This is a genomic window from Salegentibacter haimaensis, from assembly GCF_054121495.1.
Genome location: NZ_JBSYGH010000007.1, coordinates 90,931 through 114,331, shown reverse-complemented (window position 1 = coordinate 114,331; position 23,401 = coordinate 90,931). Strand labels below are relative to the sequence as shown.

Below are 23,401 nucleotides of genomic sequence, written 5' to 3'. Positions count from 1 at the left end.
AGAATTTATTCAAAGCTTAGTTTTCAGATAATTCTGCCTGGTTTCTAAAAACCAGTTCATCATCAAACTCATCCAAAAGTATAATGCTATCGGTATGAACGCTACCTGCCAGAATCTCTTTAGAAAGTTTATTGAGTACTTCTCGTTGAACCACTCGTTTCACCGGGCGGGCTCCAAATTGAGGATCAAAGCCTCTTTTTGCCAAAAATGAGATAGCTTCTGGTGTGGCATCAAGGGTAATATTTTGTTTCGACAGCATCTTTTTCACGTCTTTTAGCTGCAGCTCAACAATTTGATTGATATCTGCCTGGGTAAGCGGGCTAAACATCACAATATCATCGATACGGTTTATGAATTCAGGGCGTACGCTTTGTTTTAGTAAGCCCAGCACTTCAGTTTTTGCGGCTTCCATCGCCGTATCCATATCCTTAATATTTTCAAATTTCTCCTGAATAATATGACTGCCCATATTGGAGGTCATAATTATTATAGTGTTTTTGAAGTCGGCCAGCCTACCTTTATTATCGGTTAATCGACCTTCATCTAAAACCTGAAGCAGAATATTAAAAGTATCGGGATGCGCTTTTTCAATTTCATCGAGCAAAATCACCGAATAGGGTTTTCTACGAACCGCCTCGGTAAGCTGCCCGCCCTCGTCATAGCCCACGTACCCGGGAGGTGCTCCTACTAAACGGCTTACCGCGTGCCGCTCCTGGTATTCGCTCATATCGATTCTGGTCATCGCTGCCTCATCGTCGAAAAGGTATTCTGCCAGGGCTTTGGCTAGTTCGGTTTTACCAACCCCGGTAGTCCCTAAAAACAGGAAGGTACCAATAGGTTTTTTCTGGTCCTGTAAACCTGCGCGACTACGGCGTACTGCATCACTTACGGCGATGATTGCTTCCTGCTGGCCAACTACACGCTTATGCAGTTCTGCTTCCAGTTTTAATAGTTTCTCCCGGTCGCTTTGAAGCATTTTGGTAACCGGAATTCCGGTCCATTTGGCCACCACTTCTGCGATATCTTCATTGGTAACCTCCTCCTGAATCAGGGATTTTCCTTCCTGTTTTTCGGCTACTTCCTGCTGAAGCTTTTCAAGCTTTTCCTGGGCTTCTTTAATCTTTCCGTAGCGAATTTCGGCAACTTTTCCGTAATCGCCTTCACGCTCAGCGCGCTCGGCCTCGAGTTTATAATCTTCAATTTCAGATTTTAAATTCTGAATATTGTCTACCAGGCCTTTTTCATTTTGCCAGCGGGCGTTTAGCTCGTTGCGCTCGTCTTTAAGCTGGGCAAGATCGGCTCTTAAGAGCTTTAATTTATTTTCGTCCTTTTCCCGCTTAATCGCCTCGATCTCGATTTCGAGCTGCATAATTCTACGGTCGAGTACATCGAGTTCTTCCGGCTTGGAATTTATTTCCATTCGAAGTTTCGATGCAGCCTCATCCATAAGGTCAATCGCTTTATCGGGTAAAAACCTGTTGGTGATATAGCGTTGTGAAAGCTCTACCGCTGCGATGATGGCTTCATCTTTAATTCGAACTTTATGATGGGTTTCGTATTTTTCCTTAATTCCCCGCAAAATAGAGATCGCACTTTCTACATCGGGTTCTTCCACATTTACCTTCTGGAAACGTCGCTCCAGGGCTTTGTCTTTTTCAAAGTATTTTTGATACTCATCGAGGGTGGTGGCTCCAATAGCACGTAGTTCACCACGTGCCAGTGCAGGTTTCAGGATATTGGCGGCATCCATCGCTCCCTGGCCGCCCCCGGCTCCAACAAGGGTGTGAATTTCATCAATAAAAAGTACAATATTTCCTTCGCTGCTGGTAACTTCCTTGATTACCGCCTTTAATCTTTCCTCAAACTCACCTTTATATTTAGCTCCGGCAATAAGGGCGCCCATATCCAGGTTGTAAATAATTTTGTCCTTTAAGTTTTCAGGAACGTCGCCGGCAATGATACGATGGGCAAGGCCCTCGGCGATGGCGGTTTTCCCGGTTCCCGGTTCCCCTACCAACATAGGATTGTTTTTTGTTCTTCGGGAAAGAATTTGCAGAATTCTTCTTATCTCTTCATCTCTTCCAATAACCGGGTCGAGCTTACCTTCTTCGGCAAGTTTGTTGAGGTTTTTGGCGTATTTATTTAGCGAATTGTAAGTTTCCTCGGCGCTTTGAGAAGTTACCCTTTCACCTTTGCGCAATTCATCGATGGCAGCCCGCAGCGATTTTTCAGTGGCTCCCTGGTCTTTAAGGATTTGGGCTACCTTACTGGAAGATTTAAAGATCGCCAGGATAAGATGCTCGATAGAAACAAATTCATCGTTCATTTTCTTAGCGATGCTGCTGGCTTCGTTTACGGCTTTCCCCGCCTCACGGGAAAACATAAGTTCACCACCGCTAACTTTTGGAAAACTTTCCAGAGTTTTATCCAAAATCTGATTGAATAAAGCAGTGTTGATGTTTAATTTTTTCAGTAAAAACGGAGTTACATTCTCATCGACCATATTAATGGCTTTGAAAATATGCTCGTTTTCGATTTGCTGATGGCCCAATTCCTGAGCCAAAGCCTGGGCCTGTTGAATGGCCTCCTGGGATTTTATGGTAAAGTTGTTAAAATTCATAGTCGTAATTTTTTCAGCTAAAAAGCAATAGATGTACCATTAGAAAAATCGGTCATTATGACTGGTTATTTTAAAAAACAAAAGACAAAAAGTCAGTTTTAATAAAAAATCAGGAAAAATTTTGGAATCTTTGGGAGTATTAAATTTATTACTTTTTAGTTTTATAAAAAAGGAAATTCAGCATGGGAATATTCGATAAGATTTTTAAGAGTGAAAGAGATATTGCGAAGGAGGAAATAAAAAAAGTAGATTGGATAGAACTCACTTCTCTCGAACAATTAGAGAAAATAAAGACCGATTCTGTCAACAAAGCTGTCGTGATTTTAAAACATTCTACCCGCTGCGGGATAAGCCGTATGGTGTTGCGCAATTTCGAAAATGAATACGATCTGGAAAAAGAAGCTATGGATTTATATTTCCTTGATTTAATTCAGCATCGGGAAATCTCCAACAAAATTGCCGAAGATTTTAAGGTGCGTCACGAAAGCCCCCAGGTTTTGGTAATAAAAGATGGGGAAGCGGTTTACCATAATTCGCATCAGGGAATTTCTGCAAGAAAGTTAGCAGATTTCGTATAGCTCCTGTTAAATATATTTTAAGCCTGAAGCTTTCCTGAAGCTTGCTTTGTATATTTCAGAAAAACCTAGGTATGAGTAAGAAAGAAGATATTAAGAAGCTGGAGAAAAACTGGGAAGAATTAAATTCTCAGGAAAAACAGGAGCAAAGAGAGCAGGAGGAATTTATGGATTCCAGTCAGAAAGAAGGGTCCAAATCTTCTGAAACAAAAAATAAAGACAAGAGTAATAAGAAGATGCATCCCAATCCCGGCAAACGGGAAAAGGAAGAATTTATGGATCAAAAACAGAAAGATAAAAAATAAAAAATCCCGCACTCGCGGGATTTTTTATTTTCTGAAATCACATCTATTTCTTTTTAGGTTTAAAAACCGGAAGCAGCTTGGTGCGAACCTCGCCAAAACCTATTCTGTAGCCCTGGCCATCACAGTGCCCCCGCATTATTATGGTATCGTTGTCTTCTACAAATTTGCGTTCACTACCATCCTTTAATTTTATAGGCTTTGTACCCTTCCAGCTAAGTTCAAGCATTGAACCGTAAGAATCTTCGGTTGGCCCGGAAATCGTTCCAGAAGCCATCATATCTCCCGAATATACCGGGCAACCATTAATGGTGTGGTGCGCCAATTGCTGGCTCATATTCCAGTACATATATTTATAGTTGGAAGTGGCCAGTTTGGTTTCTTCTCCGCCTTCGGGCTGGAGGCTTACTTCCAGGTTAATATCAAAACTTCTTTTGCCATCTATTTGCAGGTAGGGCAGCAATTCTTTTTCTGGTTTGGGGCTTTCAACTCTAAATGGCTCCAGAGCATCCAAAGTTACTATCCAGGGTGAAATAGAAGAGGCAAAGTTTTTAGCTAAAAACGGGCCTAATGGCACGTATTCCCACTTCTGAATATCGCGAGCACTCCAGTCGTTAAAAATCACCATTCCGAAGATGTAATCCTCGGTTTCTTCAATAGGAATAGGTTCCCCCAGCACATTGGCATCGGTAGTGATGAAGGCCATTTCCAATTCGAAATCTACCAGTTTGGATGGTCCAAAAACCGGTTTATCAGAACCTTCTGGCATAGTTTGGCCCTGTGGGCGATGAACCGGGATGCCGCTTGGAATTATGGAAGAACTTCTTCCGTGGTATCCCACCGGAATATGCAACCAGTTTGGGAGCAGCGCATTATCGGGATCCCGAAACATGGTGCCCACATTGGTGGCGTGTTCTTTACTGGAATAAAAATCGGTATAATCGCCTACCTGTACCGGCATTTGCATTTCGATCTCATCTAGAGTGAAAAGCACTGTATTGCGATCTTTTTGATTGTCTCTAAGTGAACTGTTATTGGCATCGAAGATTTCAGCGATTCGGTTTCGCACCAGTCGCCAGGTTTTTTTTCCGTCGGAAATAAAATCGTTCAAACTGTCCTGAAGAAAAATATCGTCGGTAAGCGGTATGCCATCAAAATATCCTAATTGATGCAGCGCTCCCAGATCTATGGCGTAATCTCCAATTCGGGTCCCGATAGTAATCACATCGTCTCTGGTGAGAAATACACCAAAAGGAATGTTTTGTATAGGGAAATCGGTATTTTCGGGGAGATCCAGCCAGGTTTTTCTGTTAGGGTCGTTCGCAGTAATAGACATATTTTTTTGTTGGTTTTTTGTTAAAATCTACTCACTCAAATATATTATTTTCCCTTTATTAACCGAATGTATTTAGTATTTTTGAGGAATATTTAACGTAAACATTTGAAATGCAACGAGACACACAGGTATTTGATTTAATAGCCCGCGAGAAAGAGCGTCAGTTAAACGGACTTGAGCTTATAGCCAGCGAAAATTTTGTAAGTGACGGGGTCCTGGAAGCAGCAGGATCGGTGCTTACCAATAAATATGCGGAAGGATATCCCGGAAAACGCTATTATGGAGGTTGTGAAATAGTAGATGAAGTAGAACAACTGGCCATAGACCGGTTAAAAGAATTATTTAATGCTGAATATGCCAACGTGCAGCCGCATTCGGGTTCTCAGGCAAATACAGCGGTGTATCATACTTTTTTAAAACCCGGAGATAAATTTTTAGGTTTTGATTTGGCCCACGGGGGGCATCTCACCCACGGCTCTCCGGTAAATTTTTCAGGACGATTATATGAGCCTGTGTTTTATGGTGTAGATAAAGAAACAGGCCGCATTAACTACGACCAGGTAGCCGAAATTGCCAAAAAAGAGAAGCCGAAAATGATTATCGCAGGAGCCTCGGCCTATTCCAGAGAAATCGATTATAAAAGATTCAGGGAAATTGCCGATAGTGTAGGTGCGATTTTATTTGCAGATATCGCTCATCCGGCAGGATTAATCGCAAAAGGACTTATTAGCGATCCTATTCCTCATTGTCACGTGGTTACTTCAACTACCCATAAAACTCTTCGAGGGCCTCGCGGGGGAATTATCGTGATGGGAAAAGATTTCGATAATCCCTGGGGTGAAACTTTAAAAAATGGCAAGCCTAAAAAAATGTCTGCCTACCTTAACAGCGCTATTTTCCCCGGAAATCAGGGAGGCCCGCTGGAGCACATCATCGCTGCCAAAGCCGTTGCTTTTGGGGAGGCATTAACCGATGACTTCTTACATTATATGGTTCAGGTTAAAAAGAATGCTGCTAAAATGGCTCAGGCATTTGTAGACAAAGGTTATGAAGTGATCTCTGGAGGAACCGATAATCATATGATGCTTATCGATCTTCGCAACAAAGATATAAGCGGGAAAGAAGCTGAAGAAGCCCTGGGCAAAGCCGAAATTACCGTAAATAAAAATATGGTGCCCTTCGATGATAAATCGCCTTTTGTAACTTCAGGAATTCGAGTGGGGACTGCAGCGGTTACCACCCGTGGACTCAAAGAAGCAGATATGGATACTATCGTAGATTTAATTGACAGGGTAATCAATGATCCTGAAAACGAATCTTCCCTGACCGATATCAAAGCTGAAGTTCATAAGCTTATGAGCGACAGGCCGCTATTTAAGGCTTAGGTATTTAAGGACTAATTATAAAGAAGGCTGTCTCGTGAAGAGACGGCCTTTTTTTTAGCGTAAAAACAAGTCTTTTAATTCCTCGCTTATCTTTGCGGGTCGTTGATTTTTTTGATCGATCAAAGCCCAGGTGGTTTTTGCTTCAACCAGGACTTTTTCGGTTTCAGCGTTTTTTATAACCACGTGCCTTACCGATTTTACGTGACTGCTTTCACCTACATAGGTTTGTAGCAATAATTTATCCTTGAGATAAGCCTGTTGCCTGTATTTTATAAAATGCTCTACCACCACCCAAAAATATTGCTCCTGTACTTCTTTTGAAGCTCTGGCTTCCCAATGGGCTTTAGCCACATCCTGTACCCATTGCACGTATTGAACATTGTTCACGTGTTTTTGCTCATCGAGATGTTGTTTCTTGACCTCCAGCTTAAGTTCAAATATTTCGGGAGTCTTTTCCATTATTTTTTGAGAATTTCAACTTCGAAAATTTTGTCCCAGTGTTTCCCGGTTACGTAAATTCTACCTGTAGATTCCTGGTATGCGATTCCATTAAGTACGTGGTCTCTCTCATCTAATTCGGCGGTGTTGCCCAGCCTGTCCCTTAAACCTCTAAAATCAATTAGGCCTTCTACAGCGCCATTGTCTGGGTTGATAATTGCTACCCCGTCTTTTTGATAGGTGTTGGCGTAAATTCGCCCGTCTATCCATTCCAGCTCATTCATTTTGGTAACCGTACTTCTATGTGTGGTAATTTGAATAAAGTCTTCTTCAGCCAAATTTTGAGCATTAAGCCTCCAGATTTTTTCGCTGCCGTCGCTTTTATAGAGCTTCTCTCCATCATTGCACAAGCCCCAGCCTTCTTTGCTCTGATTATAGCTGAAACTTTCTAATAGATTGAAATCCAAATCATAGATAAAACCTTCGCCCTCGCGCCAGGTAAGTAAATGAATTTTATCGTTGAGGATACTAAGTCCTTCAGCAAAATAAGAGTCTTCCAGGTCTATTTTTTTAAAAATTTCACCCGATTTCAGATCAACTTTTCTAAGACTTGATTTGCCATACTGCCCGGTGCTTTCATATAAAGTATCATTATAAAATTCGAGCCCCTGCGTATAGGCTTGCGCATCGTGGGGATATTCGGCAATTACCTTATAGGTATACGATACCGGTGCTGAATGGTGATAGACTTTAACCGAGGCGGCTGCAGTATCGGCCTTTCCTTCAAAATACACAATCGCCTGAAGGGAATGGGTGCCGAGTTTTTGGTCTTTTAACTGAATTTCTATTTCGGTTTCTGCTGAAGTTTTTAAATGTTCCTGCTGAAAATAATAGGTAACCGAGTCGATTTGCCGGTTTTTTTTGTTTTCCAGATTGGCTCTTAATGATTCTCCCAGCTGAAATTCATTAGAATCTCCCACAATTTTTAATGAAAAATCTGAAGTTTTTTTGCCGGAATTGCTTCCGCAGGAAATTATAAAAAGGCTTAAGATTAAGAGTAACAGGAAGTTATTTTTTTTCATTTTGAAGGCTTGTAAAATATTGAGCTAAATTAACCAATTCAGCTTTAATTTTCCTTGCGCAAAGCCTAAAAGCTTGTATATTTGCAGCGGCAAGTCCCACACAACCAGCTCCTGCTGAATCCCCCAGGGCGGGAACGCAGCAAGGGTAGGCGGTCGTAGCGGTGTGATGTGGGGAGCTTGCCATTTTTTGTATCCGGAAGTTTCCTATTTTTGCGCTATGAACACGCAACCTACCCAACCCAAAGTCGTATTAGTTACAGGAGGTTCCTCCGGAATCGGGAAATCTATCGCTACCTGGCTCACTCAACATTCTTATAAGGTTTACGGCAGTAGCCGAAATCCGTCAAAGTTCAAAGACCAGGACCTGGGTTTTCCCCTGGTGGCTCTCGATGTGACTAATAAGGAAAGCATTAGCCGGGCCGTGGCCGAAATCCTGGAAAAGGAGGGTAGACTCGATGTGCTTATCAATAATGCCGGGGTGGGAATAACCGGTCCCATAGAAGAAACCCCCGAGGAGGAAATCAAAAAGGCTTTTGAAACCAATTATTTTGGTCCTATAAATATGATTAAGGCGGTTTTGCCGCAAATGCGGAAGCAGTCTGGGGGTCTTATCATCAACATCACTTCAATTGCAGGGTATATGGGCTTGCCTTACCGCGGAATTTATTCGGCTTCAAAAGGAGCTTTAGAAATTACTACTGAAGCTTTTAGGATGGAGTTGGGTCAATTCAATATAAAAATGACCAATATCGCGCCGGGTGATTTTGCGACCAATATCGCGGCCGGCCGATATCACGCCCCGGTAAAGGAAGGTTCTCCTTATAAAAAAGCCTATAGCAACACGCTGAGACTTATGAATGAACACGTTGATGCAGGCCAGGATCCCAATCTAATGGCAAAAAAAGTGCTGCAGGTGATTCAGGAGAAAGATCCGCAAATTCATTATAAGGTGGGGAATTTTCTGCAAAAATTCAGCATTGCTTTAAAGCGGGCTTTGCCAGATAAAGTATATGAAAGAATGTTGCTAAAACATTATAAATTGTAATTTTACGCTCAAAACCACTAAAACTCATATCGATGAAATTTTTTATAGATACAGCCAATCTCGATCAAATTAAAGAAGCCCAGCAATTAGGGGTTTTAGACGGGGTGACTACCAACCCGTCTCTAATGGCCAAAGAGGGCATTACAGGAAAAGATAATATTTTAAAGCACTACAAAGCCATTTGTGATTTGGTTGAGGGTGATGTTAGCGCCGAGGTGATTTCTACCGATTTCGAAGGAATGATAAGAGAAGGGGAAGAGCTGGCCGAACTGCACGAACAAATCGTGGTGAAAGTGCCAATGATCAAAGAAGGAGTGAAAGCCTTAAAATATTTCAGTGATCAGGGAATAAGAACTAATTGTACATTGGTTTTTTCAGCCGGGCAGGCATTGCTTGCAGCCAAGGCTGGAGCGACTTATGTTTCTCCGTTCATCGGAAGACTGGATGACATCTCAACCGACGGGTTAAATCTTATCGCAGAAATACGCCTTATCTACGATAACTATGGTTTTGAAACCGAGATTCTGGCCGCTTCAGTGCGTCATACTATGCACGTTTTAGAATGTGCTAAAATCGGTGCCGATGTAATGACCGGGCCTTTATCTTCAATTGAAGGTTTATTGAAACATCCTCTTACCGATATAGGTTTAGAACAATTTTTGGCCGATTATAAGAAGGGTAATTCTTAAGAATTAAGAACATACATAGAAAAAAGGCTTTCTTCGGAGAGCCTTTTTTATTTAGCTTCCTTCTCTATAAAATCCAACAACTCCCTTTCAAACTGCGGACTGTTTATTTGTGCAACTCCATTCACAATAGTTCCCGAGGCATCTACGAAAAACAATTTGTTCACGTAATTTCGAAGCAGGTCTCTATCGAGATTTTTGAAAAATAACTGGTACTCAAATTGGGGGTCGTAGGTGTTATTGGCAATGGTGCTTTTCCAGGTTTCGTAAATTCCCTGGTCTACATTAATTCCAATAAAATTCACTTCAGGATATTTAAGCCTTAGTTCTTTCACCCGTTTATGTTGCCAGCGATGATGATTTGGCGCATACACCGACCAATGATAAGTTACCATTGGTTTTTTATCGGCAATATCTTTTACTCTTATAGTATCAAGTTGTTGAGTTCTTAGTGGAAGATTGCCAATATTATTGCCGGGAAGCAAGGCTTTTTGTATTGCTCCCATTTGTTGAATTTCGTTGATTTTGTCGCTGTTGTATTCGATTTCTTCTAACAGCTGTAGCGTGTTTTCTATAGATTCCCGGTCCTCGGAATGGATGATGCTTTTGGCCGCGAGCCGGTCTATGAATTTTGATTTTAATTGATTGTCTTTAATAAGACTATCAACTACTTTAATGCGATATCCAATATTTTCAGAAGCAAACAGGTTTGAACAGGATGGGTTGCTGTCCTTAATCTGGTCGCATCTTTCAATAGAACGTGTGCGCAGATAATTATCTATAAAATTTCCGAATAAATAGTGATCGTATAAACGGGGTTGATTAAAGTCAAGGTTTTTTCGGTATTCATTAAAGTCTGCGGGCAGGCTACTAACCAGTTCGGGATAATATTTTCTAATTAAAAAACTGTAGCGTTCTTTAAGGTCATAATTCTCATAATCAATACTGGCCTGGGCGATGTCAAGAAACTCTTCAGTGAATTCATTTTTCGCATTAAGATTACGCAGGCGTTGTTGGCGTACATTTTTTATGGAATCGGTAAGTTTCAGGAAATTTCGGGGTTGAATTTTGAAATAGGAGAGAACCAACTCATTATTTTTTTGATGCTGCTGGTACATATCCAATAACAGCTTGCTTTTTCTGGCTCCACGACCGCTAAAATTAAGACTTTGATCAAAGTCCATCGTATTTACCCAAATTAAAATACTATCCCTGGGTTCCAGGTACATAATTTGGTTTCCGGGTGGATGCCTAAAAGCATAGATTCCAGAGCAAATGCCTTCTACATACTTACCAAATTGATTGTTTTGATCTAAAACCAGGGTGTCTATTACCTTATCGTTTTTGGAGAGAATTATATAGTTTGAAGTAGGGTTAACTATTTCTCCACCGATATAAGCCGAATCTTTTTCGGCGGTTTTTGAGGTACACGCAGAACAAATCAGAGCAACAATTATCGCTAATGTAAAATATAATTTCATTGAGGCTGGGAATTCCCGGTGAACAGGTGTTAAAATCCTTAGCCGCCAAAGATAGTTTCAAGCCTATAGTTGCGATGTTAACATCTGGTTAAAAGGGCAATTAAAAAGTTAATCTTTCGCTACTTGGTTATAAATGGCTACTTTTGCAAAAATTTTCAAAATTTATTTTATATGCTCTCAGTTTCAAATCTTTCGGTGCAATTTGGAAAACGTGTTTTGTTCGATGAGGTAGATACTACATTTACTCAGGGGAATTGCTACGGAATTATAGGGGCCAACGGGGCCGGAAAATCTACTTTTCTAAAAATCCTTTCCGGTAAATCTGAACCCACTTCGGGACATGTACACCTGGAGCCTGGTAAACGTATGTCTGTACTGGAGCAGGACCATAGCCTTTATGATGAATTTCCTGTTTTGGAAACCGTGATGCAGGGTAACAAACCGCTTTTCGCCATAAAGAAAGAAATGGATGAAATTTATGCCAAAGAAGATTTTAGCGATGCCGATGGAGAGCGGGTAGGAGTGTTACAGGTAGAATTTGAGGAAATGAATGGCTGGAATGCCGAAAGCGATGCCGCCTCTTTGCTTTCTAACCTTGGGATAAAGCCCGATTTGCATTATACACTAATGAAAGATCTGGATGGTAAGCAAAAAGTAAGAGTGCTTTTAGCCCAAGCGCTTTTTGGAAATCCCGATGTGCTCATTATGGATGAGCCTACCAACGATTTGGATTACGAAACCATTAGCTGGCTGGAAAATTTCCTGGCTAATTATGATAATACGGTAATCGTAGTTTCCCACGACCGTCACTTTTTAGACGCCGTTTGTACTCATATTTCTGACATAGACTTCGGAAAAATAAATCACTTTAGCGGGAACTATACTTTTTGGTATGAGTCTTCTCAACTTGCAGCCCGCCAACGTGCTCAGCAAAACAAAAAGGCTGAAGATAAGAAGAAAGAACTTCAGGAATTTATTCAGCGATTTAGTGCGAACGTGGCAAAATCGAAACAGGCCACTTCCCGAAAAAAGATGATCGACCGATTAAATATCGAAGAGATCAAACCTTCAAGCCGAAGATACCCGGCTATTATTTTTGAACGGGAGCGCGAGGCAGGAGATCAGATTCTTAATATTGAAAAACTGGAAGCCAGCCAGGAAGGAGAGACTCTTTTTAAAGATGTAAATATCAATCTGGCCAAAGGTGATAAAGTGGTGCTTTACTCTAAAGATTCAAGAGCAACCACTGCTTTTTATGAAATTATAAACGGAAAGCAGGAGCCTGTTTCCGGAAAATATAACTGGGGGGTAACCACTTCACAATCTTATTTGCCGCTGGATAACTCCGATTATTTCGAAAATGATTTAACCCTGGTAGACTGGTTAAGGCAATATGCCAAAACCGAAGAAGAGCGGGAAGAAGTTTTTATCCGCGGATTTCTTGGAAAAATGTTGTTTAGCGGGGAAGAAGCTTTGAAAACCTCAAGAGTACTCTCAGGTGGTGAAAAAGTGCGTTGTATGCTTAGCCGAATGATGATGCTTCGGGCCAATGTGTTGATGCTCGATGAGCCCACCAACCACCTGGACCTGGAATCTATAACCGCCTTCAACAATTCGCTTAAGAATTTTAAAGGTACTGTGTTGTTTACTACCCACGATCACGAATTTGCGCAAACCGTTGCCAACAGGGTTATCGAATTAACTCCTAATGGTGCTATTGACAGATACCTGAGCTTCGATGAATATATGAGCGACCCGAAAATAAAAGAACAAAGAGAGAAAATGTACTCGGTAGAGGCTTAAGATTTACTCCTCTATTAAAACCTTAAACAATCCTGCTACCGGCGGGATTTTTTATTGGCAAAAAAAGGCCCCGACCTAAGCCGGGACCCTGCTAACTAACCAAAATAAACTAAACTGAAAAACTCTTTAAAATACGCCGCCGCCCTGGGCTTCGTTATCTTCGCGCTGTTTGCGCTGTAAACTTTTTGATTTACCACCGCCAAATCTATAGGAAAAACCCAGATAAAGGTTTTGAGTTTCTCCCTTAAAGCGTCCCTCCTGTGGCATAGGTCTACCATTGATGAATTGAAATTCCTGTGTATCGAAAACATCATTGAAATTAAGACTCAGGCTTGCTTTATTATCCCAAAAGGAGTAGCGCGCTCCCATATTCATAAAATACATAGGTTCCATATCCATTTGTAGATTTCTTGCCTTGCTGCGATAGAAACCGAATAACTGAAAACTAAGTCTTTCACCGGCTTTAAAATTATGGCTGCTTCTAAAGGTGTAGGCAGTGTTGTCTATTTCCAAATATTCTGTACCCACGGCACCTCTTAATTCCTGGCTGTAAACCTCAAAACTGGTATTGGTGCTCCACCAATCAGTGAATTTGTAGTTAGAGGAAAGCTCCAATCCATAAGCATTGTTATCGGCCAGGTTTTGGAAACTTAGAATTACACTGCCCGGAGTTTCGGGATCCTCGATAAAGACCTGGCTAATTTCATCGTTGATATTTCTGAAAAATACTCCTGCATTAATACTTCCCTTTTTTTCCAGTTTTCGGGTATAATTCAATTCTACCGAATTTGTGAATTGAGGCATCAATTCAGGGTTTCCAAAAATGGTTAACCTCGGGCTGCTTACCTCGCGAATAGGGTTTACCTGCGAGAAACCAGGGCGATCAACTCTTCGGCTATAGCTTAACTGATAAGTGTTTTTTTCATCGGGATTGTAATTAACAAATCCCGAAGGGTAAAGCGTGATATAATCATCAGAAAAGATATTTTCTCCATTAAAGATCGCATCTACCTTAAAACTCTCCAATCTAGCCCCTAACTGATACGACCATTTTTCAAAATTTTGCCCGTAAGTAGAATATAAGGAATAAATATCCCTGTTGTAATTATAGGTTGTGGCATCAAACATTTCGCTGGTAGAATTGAAAAAATCGTCGGTTTTTAGGATTCTTGCCTCAGCTCCAAATTCGAGTTTTCCGTTTTCACCTACGGGATTTTCAACATCCAGGTTTGCGGTTACATTTTCCCGTTTTTCATTTACAAAATCCCGGTAATCAGAAAAATCGCCTGAATTTCCGCTGAAACTAAACCTCGAATTTTCATCCTCATCGAACTTGTTATAATCTATTTCGAATAAAAGTTTAGCCCCTTCTTTTTTAAATTTATGATCGAAGGCGAAATTGTAGGTCTCATTAAGGTTTTTAAAATTCAGATCCAGTCCCTGGGTTAGATTTAACTCAGGAGAATCTGGGTAGAGGATGCGAATGGCACCCAAAGGCCCACCATCAAAATGGTTTTGATTGGTGTAAAAAGACAGGGTGTTTCTGTCATTCAGAAAAAAGTCTACTCCAAGTTTCAAGTTCAGCGATTCCCTGCGGTTGTCAATTCTAAATTCCTGGCGGTAATTCTCTTCGGTCAAATAGATCTGCCCTTCATTAAATCTTGGCCCCCACTGAGCGCCAAAATTTCCGAAGAAATTAAATTTTCCCTGGCGATAATTAAGGTCTAAAGCCGAATTATACCTGGTGTTTTCTCCCTGGGTGATCCCGGCATTTAGGTTGCCGTTGAAGCCGTTATTGGCATTTTTATGCAATACGATGTTTATGATTCCGCTCATTCCTTCAGGGTTGTATTTTGCTGAAGGATTGGTGATCAATTCAATACTTTTAATAGAAGTAGAAGGGATTTGTTGCAACACCTGGGCGGGATCCATATTGGTTGGACGGCCATCTATTAAAATTCGCACATTGCTGTTTCCGCGAAGGCTTATATTGCCTTCCTGGTCTACATTTACAGAAGGGATGTTATTCATTATTTCTGAAGCGCTCGCGCCGGTGGTGGTGAGATCTTTCCCAACATTAATTACCCTGCGATCTATGCGCTGCTCAATGGTAGTGCGCTCGGCCACTACGGTAACTCCATCAAGGTGGGCCACCTCTAATTCTAGGGGTATGGTACCAAGGTTAATGTTCGATTTAGAGGAGGTGATAGAAATTTCCTGGCTGTAGGTCTTATAGCCCATAAACTGCACCTGGAAGGTGTAGTTACCCTGTTCCAGTTTTTCGATCTTAAAATTTCCTTCTCCATCGGTAGTATTTCCCGAAACCATATTTCCCTGGGCATCTTTAACTACGATGGTGGCGTAGGGGATAGGTTCCTGTAAATCTACATCGATTACAAGACCCGAAATTTCTCCCAAAGGTTCATTTGCTGTTGCCTGTTGTAAACAGAAAAAAGCTGCGATGATAAAAAATAACTGTTTCATTTTTTGATTGATTTTGATGATTAGTATGCTTAAAAAAATACCTTGTTATACATAATTAATAAATGCAGCTATTCGAAATTTGATGTGTTGGCCTGCCTTAAAGACCTTCGAAATTTTAAATAGTTGCAGTAATTGAAAAAATAATTTCTATTGGCAATAAAACGTACTTTGTATTACCTAATAGATTCTGCAAAAAAAGACCAAATTTCTTTGGTGTTTATATAATAGACGGCTCAAAAAAACTTTTGTTACAGTCTAAAGAAAAAAAATCCGCAACTTTTTTAAGGCTGCGGATTTAACCCAGATTCCCCTGAACACACTAACCATCACAAAAGTGCAACGGGACTTAGGGTTTCTAATTCAATGACCGCTCTGCCGTAGCTTTGTTACAGCTTGATAAATCTTTTTATCTTTGAAATTATGAAAAAGAAAACCCTGGTTTTGGGAGCTTCACTAAATCCCGCACGCTATTCTAATATGGCGATTAAACGACTTGTTAGTTATAAACAACCTACCCTGGCCATTGGGCTGCGAAAGGGCGAGGTAGAAGGAGTAGAAATTGTCACCGAGAAATTAGCATTTCAGAATATAGATACTGTGACGCTTTATCTTAGCCCACCGAGGCAGCAGGAGTATTATGATTATATACTTTCGTTGGCTCCAAACCGCGTAATCTTTAATCCCGGCACCGAAAATCCTGAATTCTTTGACCTATTGGAAAAAAGCGGGATAGAGGTAGAAGTTGCCTGCACCTTAATTATGTTGGCGACGAATCAATATTAAGCCCAGGTAAGTTAGAAATCCGTTGAGGATAAGTATAAAAAATCCAAATTCGAATCCGAACCATTCAAGGCTGTTGGTGCTTATTAAATAAGACATTACCGGAGATAAAATCGCGATTAGGGGCACCCATTTATCTTTTATCTGCCATTTGCTAAATAATCCAAAACTATAGAGTCCCAAAAGTGGGCCATAGGTGTAGCCGGCAAATTCAAAAAGTTTATTGATCACGCTCTTATCGGCAATGGCATATTTAAACAGCATCATCACGATGATGAGCAGAATGGAGATCGCAATATGAATAAGTTTTCTAACCCGTACCTGTTTTGCCTCGGTATATTTTTTTTCGATTTCGAGAATATCTATGCTAAACGAAGTTGTAAGCGCAGTTAAGGTGCCATCGGCGCTGGAATAGGCTGCGGCAATAAGACCCAGGATAAACAAAATCGCTACCCCATAACCCAAATCGCCACTGGTGGCGATCGCGGGGAAAAGATCATCTTTAATAGCATCGATGCTGTTTAGATCGGCATACTGGGTAAGCAAAACCCCTAAGATCAAAAACATCATATTCACAATGGTAAGAACGATAGTGAACGAAAACATATTTTTTTGTGCTTCTTCCAGGTTGCGACAGGTAAGATTTTTCTGCATCATATCCTGGTCCAGTCCGGTCATTACAATGGCAATAAAAGCCCCGCTAATAAATTGTTTAAAAAAGTGCTGACTGCTTTTCCAGTCTTCAAAAAAGAAAATCTGGGAGGAGCCGGTGTCAGCTATATAACCAAAAAATCCGGAAGCAGGTACTCCCAGCTCATCGGCCAACACCACCAGGCTTACCCCCAGGGCAAGGAGCATAAAGAGGGTTTGGAGGGTGTCGGTCCAGACCACAGTTTTAATTCCGCTGCGGAAGGTATAGAGCCAAATAAGAAAAATGGTTGCAGTAACCGTTATATAATACGGAATTCCCAAACCATCGAAAAGAATGAGCTGAAGCACATTAGCTACCAAAAAAAGCCTGAAACTCGAGCCTACTACTCTCGAAAGCAGGAAAAATGAGGCGCCGGTTTTATAGGAATATCTTCCGAAGCGGGATTCCAGATAGGTGTAGATCGAGGTTAGGTTAAGCCGGTAGTAAAGCGGGAGCAGTACCAGGCCAATTACCGCATAACCCACGGTATATCCCAGAACCACCTGGAAATAGCTGAAACTATCGGTTTCTACCGTGCCGGGCAGGGAGATAAAGGTTACCCCGCTAAGGGAGGCGCCAATCATCCCGAAGGCTACTATATACCAGGGCGATTGCCGGTTGGCTCTGAAGAATTCAGCATTGCTGCCTGCACGGCTGGAAAAAAAGGAAATGAGAAATAAAACGCCAAAATACGCGGCGATAAGCAATAAAATCTGGTAAGGCTGCATAATTACTTCTTATGAGCTGCCGAATTTACAAATTAAGCTTAAACTTAAGCCCGTGAGAATTAAATTCATCGCTGAATCCTTAACTTTGTGCTATGGATTTTTCTTCAAAATTACTCGAGCAGGCCGTAGATGAGGTCTCTCAATTGCCGGGAATCGGTAAGCGCACAGCTCTTAGACTGGTGCTTCATTTGCTTAGGCAGCCCGAAACCCAAACTCTTGAGTTGGCTACCGCCCTAACCAAACTTCGTACAGAAATTAAACTTTGCAGCAATTGCTATAATATTAGCGATACCCAGCTTTGTGATATTTGTGCCAATCCCGCCCGGGATGCGGCTACGGTTTGTGTGGTAGAAGATATTCGGGATGTGATGGCCATCGAAAATACAGGCCAGTACCGGGGTCATTACCACGTGCTGGGCGGGAAGATAAGTCCGATAGATGGCATAGGGCCTTCGCAGCTTAATATTCAGCCTTTGGTAGAAAAGGTAAAGGCAGGAAAGGTAGAGGAGATCATTTTTGCTCTAAGCAGCACCTTAGAAGGAGATACCACCAATTTTTACATTTTCAAGCAATTGGAAGGAATTCAGATCAAAACCTCGGCCATTGCCCGCGGAATTTCGGTGGGTGACGAACTCGAATATGCCGATGAGCTTACCCTGGGCCGCAGTATTACCAATAGAGTGCCGTTCGAAAATTCTTTAAAAGGTTAATCTTTATTTTTTCACTCCTGAAGCCGCTTCAGCTGAAAAAACCGCTGAAAAATTTAGTTTCAGCAATGGAAATTGTAATTTTACCCAAAGACGAACCGGGAATTTATTCCGAATAAAATTCAGTAAAAATCAACTTTATTGATTTTTTAATATTCTGAAACAGTATTTTTGATAAATTCGCAAATACAAACCAAAAAGACAGCTTTCTAATATAGATATGGCAAAATTTGAACTTAAGTTACCCAAAATGGGAGAAAGTGTTGCCGAGGCAACCATTACCAATTGGCTGAAAGAGGTTGGAGAAACCATCGATGCCGATGAGCCAGTACTGGAGATTGCAACCGATAAGGTAGATAGTGAAGTGCCCAGCGAGGTTGAAGGAAAATTGGTTGAAAAACTTTTTGAGGTAGATGATGTGGTGCAGGTGGGGCAAACTATTGCCATCATAGAAACCGAAGCCGAAGTAAGTTCGAATGGAAGCGATGATCTTGATCTGGATTTAACTGAAGAAGAAACTTCTGCCGAATCTCTGGAAGCTGATGTTGAAACTGCCAAACAAACGGCCGGGAGTGCCGACTTTTCTGATAGCGAAAGGTTCTATTCTCCGCTGGTAAAAAACATTGCCAAAGAGGAAAATATATCGCTGGAAGAGCTTGAGCAAATCGAAGGTTCGGGCAAAGACGGGCGGGTGACCAAAAATGATATTTTGGCCTATGTAGAAAACCGCGGTGCACAAAAAGCCCAGCCAAAACAGGCTACAGCTCCTGCAGCCGATACTTCTAAAATGGCTAAAGCTTCGCAACAAAGTGAAACTGTAGTAGCCAGCGGCGAAGATGAGATCATCGAAATGTCCCGAATGGGTAAAATGATCGCCCATCATATGGTAGACAGCGTGCAAACCTCGGCTCACGTGCAGTCGTTTATCGAGGTAGATGTTACCAAAATCTGGAATTGGAGAAATAAACATAAAAACGAATTTCAGAAGAGAGAAGGGGAGAAGCTTACCTTCACTCCAATCTTTATGGAAGCCGTGGCCAAAGCCATAAGAGATTTCCCAATGATCAATATTTCGGTTCAGGGCGATAAGATCATTAAGAAGAAAAACATCAACCTGGGGATGGCCGCAGCCTTGCCCGACGGAAATCTGATTGTGCCCGTAATTAAAAATGCGGACAGGCTTAACCTGGTAGGTATGGCAAAAGCGGTGAACGACCTTGCGAGCCGTGCTCGTGTAAACAAGCTAAAACCCGATGAAATTCAGGGAGGGACTTATACCGTAACCAACGTTGGAACCTTTGGAAGTATAATGGGCACCCCTATTATCAATCAGCCGCAGGTAGGAATTCTTGCATTGGGAGCCATTAGAAAGGTGCCGGCAGTTATCGAAACCCCCGATGGAGACTTTATAGGAATTCGACATAAGATGTTCCTGTCTCACAGCTATGATCATCGTGTAGTAAATGGTGCGCTTGGCGGGCAGTTTGTACAGCGAGTAGCACAATATCTTGAAAATTTCAATGTAGACAGGGAAGTTTAAAACATTCCAATTATCGAAACATAGTAAACCGTGAGCCTTTCAGCTCGCGGTTTTTTTATAATTGATTTACGTAAGCCTGGAGTAATTCTAAAGCCGGATTGTTTTTATTTTCATCAGTAAGAAATACCTGGTCTTTATGCAGCACTTTGTAGCCGAGAATTTCTTCGGCTTTATTGGATTCTAAAATATCGAAAGCCATAGACCAGTCTGAAAATAAGCGTTGAGGCTGCTCCCCAGAGTCGAGTTCAAAAACCGATTCGTGCCTGGGGTCTTTTAGAATTTTCTCAAACAGCCTTCTCACCAGTTTTTGTTCGCCTTCAAAATACTGTATAAATAAGCCTTCGTAAAGAATAAGCATTCCGGTTATCCCGGCTTTTTCATTTCTTATCCGGCTTCGGGTTAATAATGTTTGAAGATCTTTATCTGATAAATTATATGCCTGCCGGCTAACGTAAGATATATAATATGGCACGGTAAAAACTGGTTAGTATTTCAAAGATATTAAAAAGCTTTGATTATATTGGGTTTTCGGCCGTGTCTAAAACTTTCAAAGGCCCATTTTATACTATATTTGTTCAAAATTTTCAGCCCTGATATGGAATTAAATCTAAGCAAACCCATTTGTTTTTTCGACCTGGAAACCACCGGGACCAACCTGGTAAAAGATCGCATTGTAGAAATTGCAATTTTAAAAGTCTATCCCAATGGAAACCGGGAATCCCGAAGCTGGCTGGTAAATCCTGAAATGCCTATCCCGAAAGAAGTGGTTGAAATTCACGGGATTTCAGATGAAAAAGTGGCCAATGAACCCACCTTTGCAGAGCTGTCTAATGAAATTTACGAAATGATTAAAGGCTGTGATTTGGGAGGCTATAATTCCAATCGTTTTGATATACCCTTGTTGGTCGAAGAACTTTTAAGAGTAGGCATAGATTTCGATTTAAGCAAGGTTCGCGCGGTAGATGTACAAACGATTTTTCACAAAAAAGAGCAACGCACGCTTTCGGCGGCCTATAAATTTTACTGCGGAAAAGATCTTGACAATGCACACTCGGCTGAAGCAGATACCACGGCGACTTACGAGGTGCTTAAATCTCAACTCGATAAATATCCCGACCTGGAAAACGATGTGAAGTTTCTGGCCGATTATTCAGCCAGAAAACGCTTTGCCGACTTTGCCGGCTTTATTGCCTTCAATAAAAAAGGAGAGGAAATCTTTGCCTTCGGAAAATTTAAAGGCCGAATCGTTTCAGATATACTAGACGAGGAGCCGGGCTACTATGGCTGGATCCAGAATTCAGATTTCCCGAATTACACCAAAAGGGTACTAACTGCCATTAAACTTCGAAAGTTAAACACCAAACTCAAATAGAGGAAATTCTCTTACTTCCCATTACTGGCTTATGAAAATTATTTGCATAGGAAGAAATTACGCCGATCATATCTCGGAACTTGAAAATGAACGTCCCGAAGATCCTGTGATCTTTATGAAACCCGATACCTCGATTTTGTTAAAAAAGCAGCCCTTTTTTATTCCAGATTTTTCAAGCGATGTGCATTATGAGGTTGAGGTTTTAGTGAAGATCAAAAAACTGGGGAAATACATTCAGCCTAAATTTGCCCATAAATACTATGATTTTATAGGATTAGGTATAGATTTTACGGCCCGGGATCTTCAGAAGAAATTAAAGGAAAAAGGACTGCCCTGGGAAAAAGCCAAGTCTTTTGACGGGGCCGCGGTAATAGGCGAAAAATGGTTGGCTAAAAACTCGGTTTCAGACCTTAATAATCTTAACTTTAAGTTGCAGAAGAATGAAGAAACTGTGCAACAAGGCAACACCTCGTATATGCTTTGGAAAATAGACGAGTTAATTTCATATGTATCTCAATTTTTCACCTTAAAAATAGGCGATATCATTTTTACCGGGACGCCTGCCGGGGTGGGGCCGGTAGCGCCCAATGACCGGCTTACAGGTTTTATAGAAGACAAGGAAATATTTTCAATATCAATAAAATAAATATGAGCAATTATAATTTAAGCGAAGTTGAAGAAATGGCCGCCGGGGATGAGGATTTTCTCAAGGTGGTAGTACAAACATTTTTGGAGGAAATTCCACCCGATGTTGAGGCGATGAACGATGCCATTGAGAATAACAATCCGGGACTGGCTTATCAATATGCTCATAAAATGAAACCAAATTTGCAGCTTTTTGGTCTTGAACTTATGGATCAAATAAAAGTGATCGAAGCCTGGGCAAAAGAAGGGGAGAAACAGGAAGAAGTTCCCGATGCCGCTGCCAAAATTACCAAGAAAGTCCAGGTGGCTTCTATAGCTTTAAAAAGAGATTTCGAATTGTAATGAAGGCCGAGATTATTTGCATTGGCGATGAGATTTTGATTGGGCAGGTAACCGATACCAATTCAGGAGAAATCGCAAAAAGGCTGAATAAAATTGGGGTGAATATCACCCGAATGAGCAGTATTGCCGATGAGCGCAATGCGATTTTAAATGCATTGGCCTCGGCAGGGGAGACCAATCAAAACGTGATTATAACCGGTGGGTTGGGACCTACCCGCGACGATGTCACTAAATTGAGTCTTTGCGAATTTTTTGATGATAAAATGGTAGAAAATGAAGAGGTGTATGCTCATATAGAACAGCTTTTCAAAAAATATTCGGAAGTACCAATTTCCAAATTGAACAGGGAACAGGCCGAGATACCTTCAAAAGCTGAAATTTTATTCAATAAATACGGCACGGCTCCGGGAATGTGGTTTGAAAAGGAAGGAGTGGTATATATTTCCCTGCCCGGAATTCCTTTTGAAATGAAGGCTTTGATGGATGAAGAGGTGTTGCCGAGATTGCAGCAAAAATTTAAATTTCCGTTCATTTTACATAAAACCGTGGTGACCTATGGCCTGGGCGAAAGTGCCCTTGCCGATAAAATCGAAGATTTTGAAGATTCTTTACCCGATTATGTGACTTTGGCCTATTTACCCAATTTTGGTAAAGTTCGCTTAAGGTTAACGGCTACCGGTGAAAATAAAGAGCATCTGCTTAATACTTTAGAAGGTTTGGTAACCGGTCTTCATGAGATTATTGGCGACATCATTGTTGGCCAGGAAGAAGATGAGCCGGTAGAACTTTTGGTAGGTAGGATGCTATCGGCCAGGGGGCAAAGTATCGCCACTGCCGAGAGTTGTACCGGCGGGGGAATAGCTAAACTATTTGCGGCGCCTCCGGGAGCTTCGGTGTATTTTAAGGGGAGCGTGGTAAGTTATGCCACCAAAGCCAAGGAGGAAATTTTAAAAATTCCTGCTGAAATTATCGAAAAACACAGCGTGGTAAGTGCCGAGGTTGCCGAGGCAATGGCGAAAAACGTCAAAGAGATCTTTCATAGCGATTATGGTCTCTCCACCACGGGAAATGCCGGCCCATCCAAGGGAGATAGTGAGGCCGAAATAGGAACCGTTTATATTGGAATTGCAACCCCTACTTCTGTGTTTTCCAGAAAGTTTGTTTTTGGAAATCACCGGGATAAAGTAATAGGAAAAGCCATTCACAAAAGTTTAGAACTTATTTTTGCTGAAGTAAACAGCAAGAAGTGATTTTTTTAAGCTGAAATTGATAAAATTGCCGTCCCGTAACTTAAAATTGGATTAAGTTTTTTTAATTAATAGATTTTCAGCGGGTTGGAGGATTCTGTAGAAATTTGAG

Annotated in this window: 21 protein-coding genes and 1 other RNA gene; 14 read left to right on the top strand and 8 right to left on the bottom strand. The window is 41.3% G+C overall.

What is annotated here, in order from left to right; translation table 11 throughout:
* Positions 1-16: 16 nt before the first annotated feature.
* The gene (gene clpB, locus ACW6QP_RS08545; protein ID WP_457910449.1) at positions 17-2,620 is read right to left on the bottom strand and encodes an ATP-dependent chaperone ClpB; all 2,604 of its coding nucleotides are present in this window, start codon (positions 2,618-2,620) and stop codon (positions 17-19) included.
* Between the two features lie 182 nt (positions 2,621-2,802).
* Between clpB and ytxJ the strand changes: the two genes are divergently transcribed.
* Positions 2,803-3,198 carry a bacillithiol system redox-active protein YtxJ gene (gene ytxJ / locus ACW6QP_RS08540; protein WP_457910448.1) on the top strand — a complete coding sequence of 132 codons (396 nt, stop codon included), beginning with the start codon at positions 2,803-2,805 and terminating at the stop codon, positions 3,196-3,198.
* A 71-nt stretch (positions 3,199-3,269) separates the two neighbouring features.
* Positions 3,270-3,500 (top strand): hypothetical protein, encoded by a 231-nt coding sequence (locus ACW6QP_RS08535; RefSeq protein WP_457910447.1) that lies wholly within the window; start codon positions 3,270-3,272, stop codon positions 3,498-3,500.
* Between the two features lie 43 nt (positions 3,501-3,543).
* Here ACW6QP_RS08535 and fahA read toward each other — a convergent pair whose 3' ends face one another.
* Complete coding sequence (gene fahA / locus ACW6QP_RS08530; protein WP_457910446.1) at positions 3,544-4,833, bottom strand: fumarylacetoacetase; 1,290 nt, start codon at positions 4,831-4,833, stop codon at positions 3,544-3,546.
* Between the two features lie 110 nt (positions 4,834-4,943).
* Between fahA and ACW6QP_RS08525 the strand changes: the two genes are divergently transcribed.
* Complete coding sequence (locus ACW6QP_RS08525; RefSeq protein ID WP_457910445.1) at positions 4,944-6,218, top strand: serine hydroxymethyltransferase; 1,275 nt, start codon at positions 4,944-4,946, stop codon at positions 6,216-6,218.
* Between the two features lie 54 nt (positions 6,219-6,272).
* Here the strand turns inward: ACW6QP_RS08525 and ACW6QP_RS08520 are convergent, their stop codons facing one another.
* Both ACW6QP_RS08520 and ACW6QP_RS08515 read right to left on the bottom strand, forming a co-directional pair.
* Positions 6,273-6,677, bottom strand: a complete 405-nt coding sequence (locus tag ACW6QP_RS08520; RefSeq protein ID WP_457910444.1) for an acyl-CoA thioesterase — start codon at positions 6,675-6,677, stop codon at positions 6,273-6,275.
* Positions 6,677-7,738, bottom strand: coding sequence for a glutaminyl-peptide cyclotransferase (locus tag ACW6QP_RS08515; protein ID WP_457910443.1), 1,062 nt, complete (start codon positions 7,736-7,738; stop codon positions 6,677-6,679). The genes ACW6QP_RS08520 and ACW6QP_RS08515 overlap by 1 nt, the downstream gene beginning before the upstream one ends.
* 87 nt (positions 7,739-7,825) lie before the next feature.
* Here ACW6QP_RS08515 and ffs point away from each other — a divergent pair.
* From ffs to fsa, 3 genes are all read left to right on the top strand, one after another.
* Positions 7,826-7,924: signal recognition particle sRNA small type (gene ffs, locus ACW6QP_RS08510), an RNA gene on the top strand.
* Between the two features lie 31 nt (positions 7,925-7,955).
* Positions 7,956-8,783 carry an SDR family oxidoreductase gene (locus ACW6QP_RS08505; RefSeq protein ID WP_457910442.1) on the top strand — a complete coding sequence of 276 codons (828 nt, stop codon included), beginning with the start codon at positions 7,956-7,958 and terminating at the stop codon, positions 8,781-8,783.
* A 32-nt stretch (positions 8,784-8,815) separates the two neighbouring features.
* Positions 8,816-9,472: a fructose-6-phosphate aldolase gene (gene fsa, locus ACW6QP_RS08500; RefSeq protein ID WP_457910441.1), complete on the top strand. Its 657-nt coding sequence runs from the start codon at positions 8,816-8,818 to the stop codon at positions 9,470-9,472.
* Positions 9,473-9,519: 47 nt separating this feature from the next.
* Here fsa and ACW6QP_RS08495 read toward each other — a convergent pair whose 3' ends face one another.
* A complete protein-coding gene (locus tag ACW6QP_RS08495; protein ID WP_457910440.1) occupies positions 9,520-10,950 on the bottom strand; it encodes a TlpA family protein disulfide reductase in 1,431 nt (476 codons plus the stop codon).
* A gap of 171 nt (positions 10,951-11,121) precedes the next feature.
* On the opposite strand from ACW6QP_RS08495, the gene ACW6QP_RS08490 reads away from it, so the two are divergent.
* A complete protein-coding gene (locus ACW6QP_RS08490) occupies positions 11,122-12,753 on the top strand; it encodes an ABC-F family ATP-binding cassette domain-containing protein (RefSeq protein WP_457910439.1) in 1,632 nt (543 codons plus the stop codon).
* A gap of 126 nt (positions 12,754-12,879) precedes the next feature.
* Here the strand turns inward: ACW6QP_RS08490 and ACW6QP_RS08485 are convergent, their stop codons facing one another.
* Entirely contained in the window at positions 12,880-15,237 is a 2,358-nt protein-coding gene (locus ACW6QP_RS08485) for a TonB-dependent receptor domain-containing protein (RefSeq protein WP_457910438.1), read from the bottom strand.
* 420 nt (positions 15,238-15,657) lie between these two features.
* On the opposite strand from ACW6QP_RS08485, the gene ACW6QP_RS08480 reads away from it, so the two are divergent.
* Entirely contained in the window at positions 15,658-16,020 is a 363-nt protein-coding gene (locus tag ACW6QP_RS08480) for a CoA-binding protein (RefSeq protein ID WP_457910437.1), read from the top strand.
* On the opposite strand, the gene ACW6QP_RS08475 is transcribed toward ACW6QP_RS08480, so the two are convergent.
* A complete protein-coding gene (locus ACW6QP_RS08475; protein ID WP_457910436.1) occupies positions 15,991-17,436 on the bottom strand; it encodes a sodium:solute symporter in 1,446 nt (481 codons plus the stop codon). The two genes, ACW6QP_RS08480 and ACW6QP_RS08475, sit on opposite strands and share 30 nt — an antisense overlap.
* Positions 17,437-17,528: 92 nt before the next feature.
* Between ACW6QP_RS08475 and recR the strand changes: the two genes are divergently transcribed.
* Together recR and ACW6QP_RS08465 are read left to right on the top strand one after the other, a co-directional pair.
* Entirely contained in the window at positions 17,529-18,146 is a 618-nt protein-coding gene (recR, locus tag ACW6QP_RS08470; protein ID WP_457910435.1) for a recombination mediator RecR, read from the top strand.
* Positions 18,147-18,363: 217 nt separating this feature from the next.
* The gene (locus ACW6QP_RS08465; RefSeq protein WP_457910434.1) at positions 18,364-19,683 is read left to right on the top strand and encodes a dihydrolipoamide acetyltransferase family protein; all 1,320 of its coding nucleotides are present in this window, start codon (positions 18,364-18,366) and stop codon (positions 19,681-19,683) included.
* Positions 19,684-19,738: 55 nt separating this feature from the next.
* Here the strand turns inward: ACW6QP_RS08465 and ACW6QP_RS08460 are convergent, their stop codons facing one another.
* The gene (locus ACW6QP_RS08460) at positions 19,739-20,155 is read right to left on the bottom strand and encodes a BLUF domain-containing protein (RefSeq protein WP_457910433.1); all 417 of its coding nucleotides are present in this window, start codon (positions 20,153-20,155) and stop codon (positions 19,739-19,741) included.
* 123 nt (positions 20,156-20,278) lie between these two features.
* Between ACW6QP_RS08460 and ACW6QP_RS08455 the strand changes: the two genes are divergently transcribed.
* From ACW6QP_RS08455 to ACW6QP_RS08440, 4 genes are read left to right on the top strand one after another with little or no spacing between them, the layout of a single operon-like run.
* Complete coding sequence (locus ACW6QP_RS08455) at positions 20,279-21,055, top strand: exonuclease domain-containing protein (RefSeq protein ID WP_457910432.1); 777 nt, start codon at positions 20,279-20,281, stop codon at positions 21,053-21,055.
* A 31-nt stretch (positions 21,056-21,086) separates the two neighbouring features.
* Positions 21,087-21,701, top strand: a complete 615-nt coding sequence (locus tag ACW6QP_RS08450; protein ID WP_457910431.1) for a fumarylacetoacetate hydrolase family protein — start codon at positions 21,087-21,089, stop codon at positions 21,699-21,701.
* A gap of 2 nt (positions 21,702-21,703) precedes the next feature.
* A complete protein-coding gene (locus ACW6QP_RS08445; protein ID WP_457910430.1) occupies positions 21,704-22,042 on the top strand; it encodes an Hpt domain-containing protein in 339 nt (112 codons plus the stop codon).
* Entirely contained in the window at positions 22,042-23,292 is a 1,251-nt protein-coding gene (locus tag ACW6QP_RS08440) for a CinA family nicotinamide mononucleotide deamidase-related protein (RefSeq protein ID WP_457910429.1), read from the top strand. Before ACW6QP_RS08445 ends, ACW6QP_RS08440 begins: the two co-directional genes overlap by 1 nt.
* Positions 23,293-23,401: the final 109 nt, after the last annotated feature.

What these genes read in the sequence shown, in the direction of transcription:
- ACW6QP_RS08465 (WP_457910434.1), top strand. Translation starts at nt 18,364, where the DNA reads ATGGCAAAATTTGAACTTAAGTTACCCAAAATGGGAGAAAGTGTTGCC.
- recR (WP_457910435.1), top strand. Translation starts at nt 17,529, where the DNA reads ATGGATTTTTCTTCAAAATTACTCGAGCAGGCCGTAGATGAGGTCTCT.
- ACW6QP_RS08490 (WP_457910439.1), top strand. Translation starts at nt 11,122, where the DNA reads ATGCTCTCAGTTTCAAATCTTTCGGTGCAATTTGGAAAACGTGTTTTG.
- ACW6QP_RS08440 (WP_457910429.1), top strand. Translation starts at nt 22,042, where the DNA reads ATGAAGGCCGAGATTATTTGCATTGGCGATGAGATTTTGATTGGGCAG.
- ACW6QP_RS08475 (WP_457910436.1), bottom strand. Translation starts at nt 17,436, where the DNA reads ATGCAGCCTTACCAGATTTTATTGCTTATCGCCGCGTATTTTGGCGTT.
- ACW6QP_RS08450 (WP_457910431.1), top strand. Translation starts at nt 21,087, where the DNA reads ATGAAAATTATTTGCATAGGAAGAAATTACGCCGATCATATCTCGGAA.
- fsa (WP_457910441.1), top strand. Translation starts at nt 8,816, where the DNA reads ATGAAATTTTTTATAGATACAGCCAATCTCGATCAAATTAAAGAAGCC.
- ACW6QP_RS08445 (WP_457910430.1), top strand. Translation starts at nt 21,704, where the DNA reads ATGAGCAATTATAATTTAAGCGAAGTTGAAGAAATGGCCGCCGGGGAT.
- ACW6QP_RS08520 (WP_457910444.1), bottom strand. Translation starts at nt 6,677, where the DNA reads ATGGAAAAGACTCCCGAAATATTTGAACTTAAGCTGGAGGTCAAGAAA.
- ACW6QP_RS08515 (WP_457910443.1), bottom strand. Translation starts at nt 7,738, where the DNA reads ATGAAAAAAAATAACTTCCTGTTACTCTTAATCTTAAGCCTTTTTATA.
- ACW6QP_RS08505 (WP_457910442.1), top strand. Translation starts at nt 7,956, where the DNA reads ATGAACACGCAACCTACCCAACCCAAAGTCGTATTAGTTACAGGAGGT.
- ACW6QP_RS08455 (WP_457910432.1), top strand. Translation starts at nt 20,279, where the DNA reads ATGGAATTAAATCTAAGCAAACCCATTTGTTTTTTCGACCTGGAAACC.
- ACW6QP_RS08485 (WP_457910438.1), bottom strand. Translation starts at nt 15,237, where the DNA reads ATGAAACAGTTATTTTTTATCATCGCAGCTTTTTTCTGTTTACAACAG.
- clpB (WP_457910449.1), bottom strand. Translation starts at nt 2,620, where the DNA reads ATGAATTTTAACAACTTTACCATAAAATCCCAGGAGGCCATTCAACAG.
- ACW6QP_RS08525 (WP_457910445.1), top strand. Translation starts at nt 4,944, where the DNA reads ATGCAACGAGACACACAGGTATTTGATTTAATAGCCCGCGAGAAAGAG.
- ACW6QP_RS08480 (WP_457910437.1), top strand. Translation starts at nt 15,658, where the DNA reads ATGAAAAAGAAAACCCTGGTTTTGGGAGCTTCACTAAATCCCGCACGC.
- ytxJ (WP_457910448.1), top strand. Translation starts at nt 2,803, where the DNA reads ATGGGAATATTCGATAAGATTTTTAAGAGTGAAAGAGATATTGCGAAG.
- ACW6QP_RS08535 (WP_457910447.1), top strand. Translation starts at nt 3,270, where the DNA reads ATGAGTAAGAAAGAAGATATTAAGAAGCTGGAGAAAAACTGGGAAGAA.
- fahA (WP_457910446.1), bottom strand. Translation starts at nt 4,833, where the DNA reads ATGTCTATTACTGCGAACGACCCTAACAGAAAAACCTGGCTGGATCTC.
- ACW6QP_RS08495 (WP_457910440.1), bottom strand. Translation starts at nt 10,950, where the DNA reads ATGAAATTATATTTTACATTAGCGATAATTGTTGCTCTGATTTGTTCT.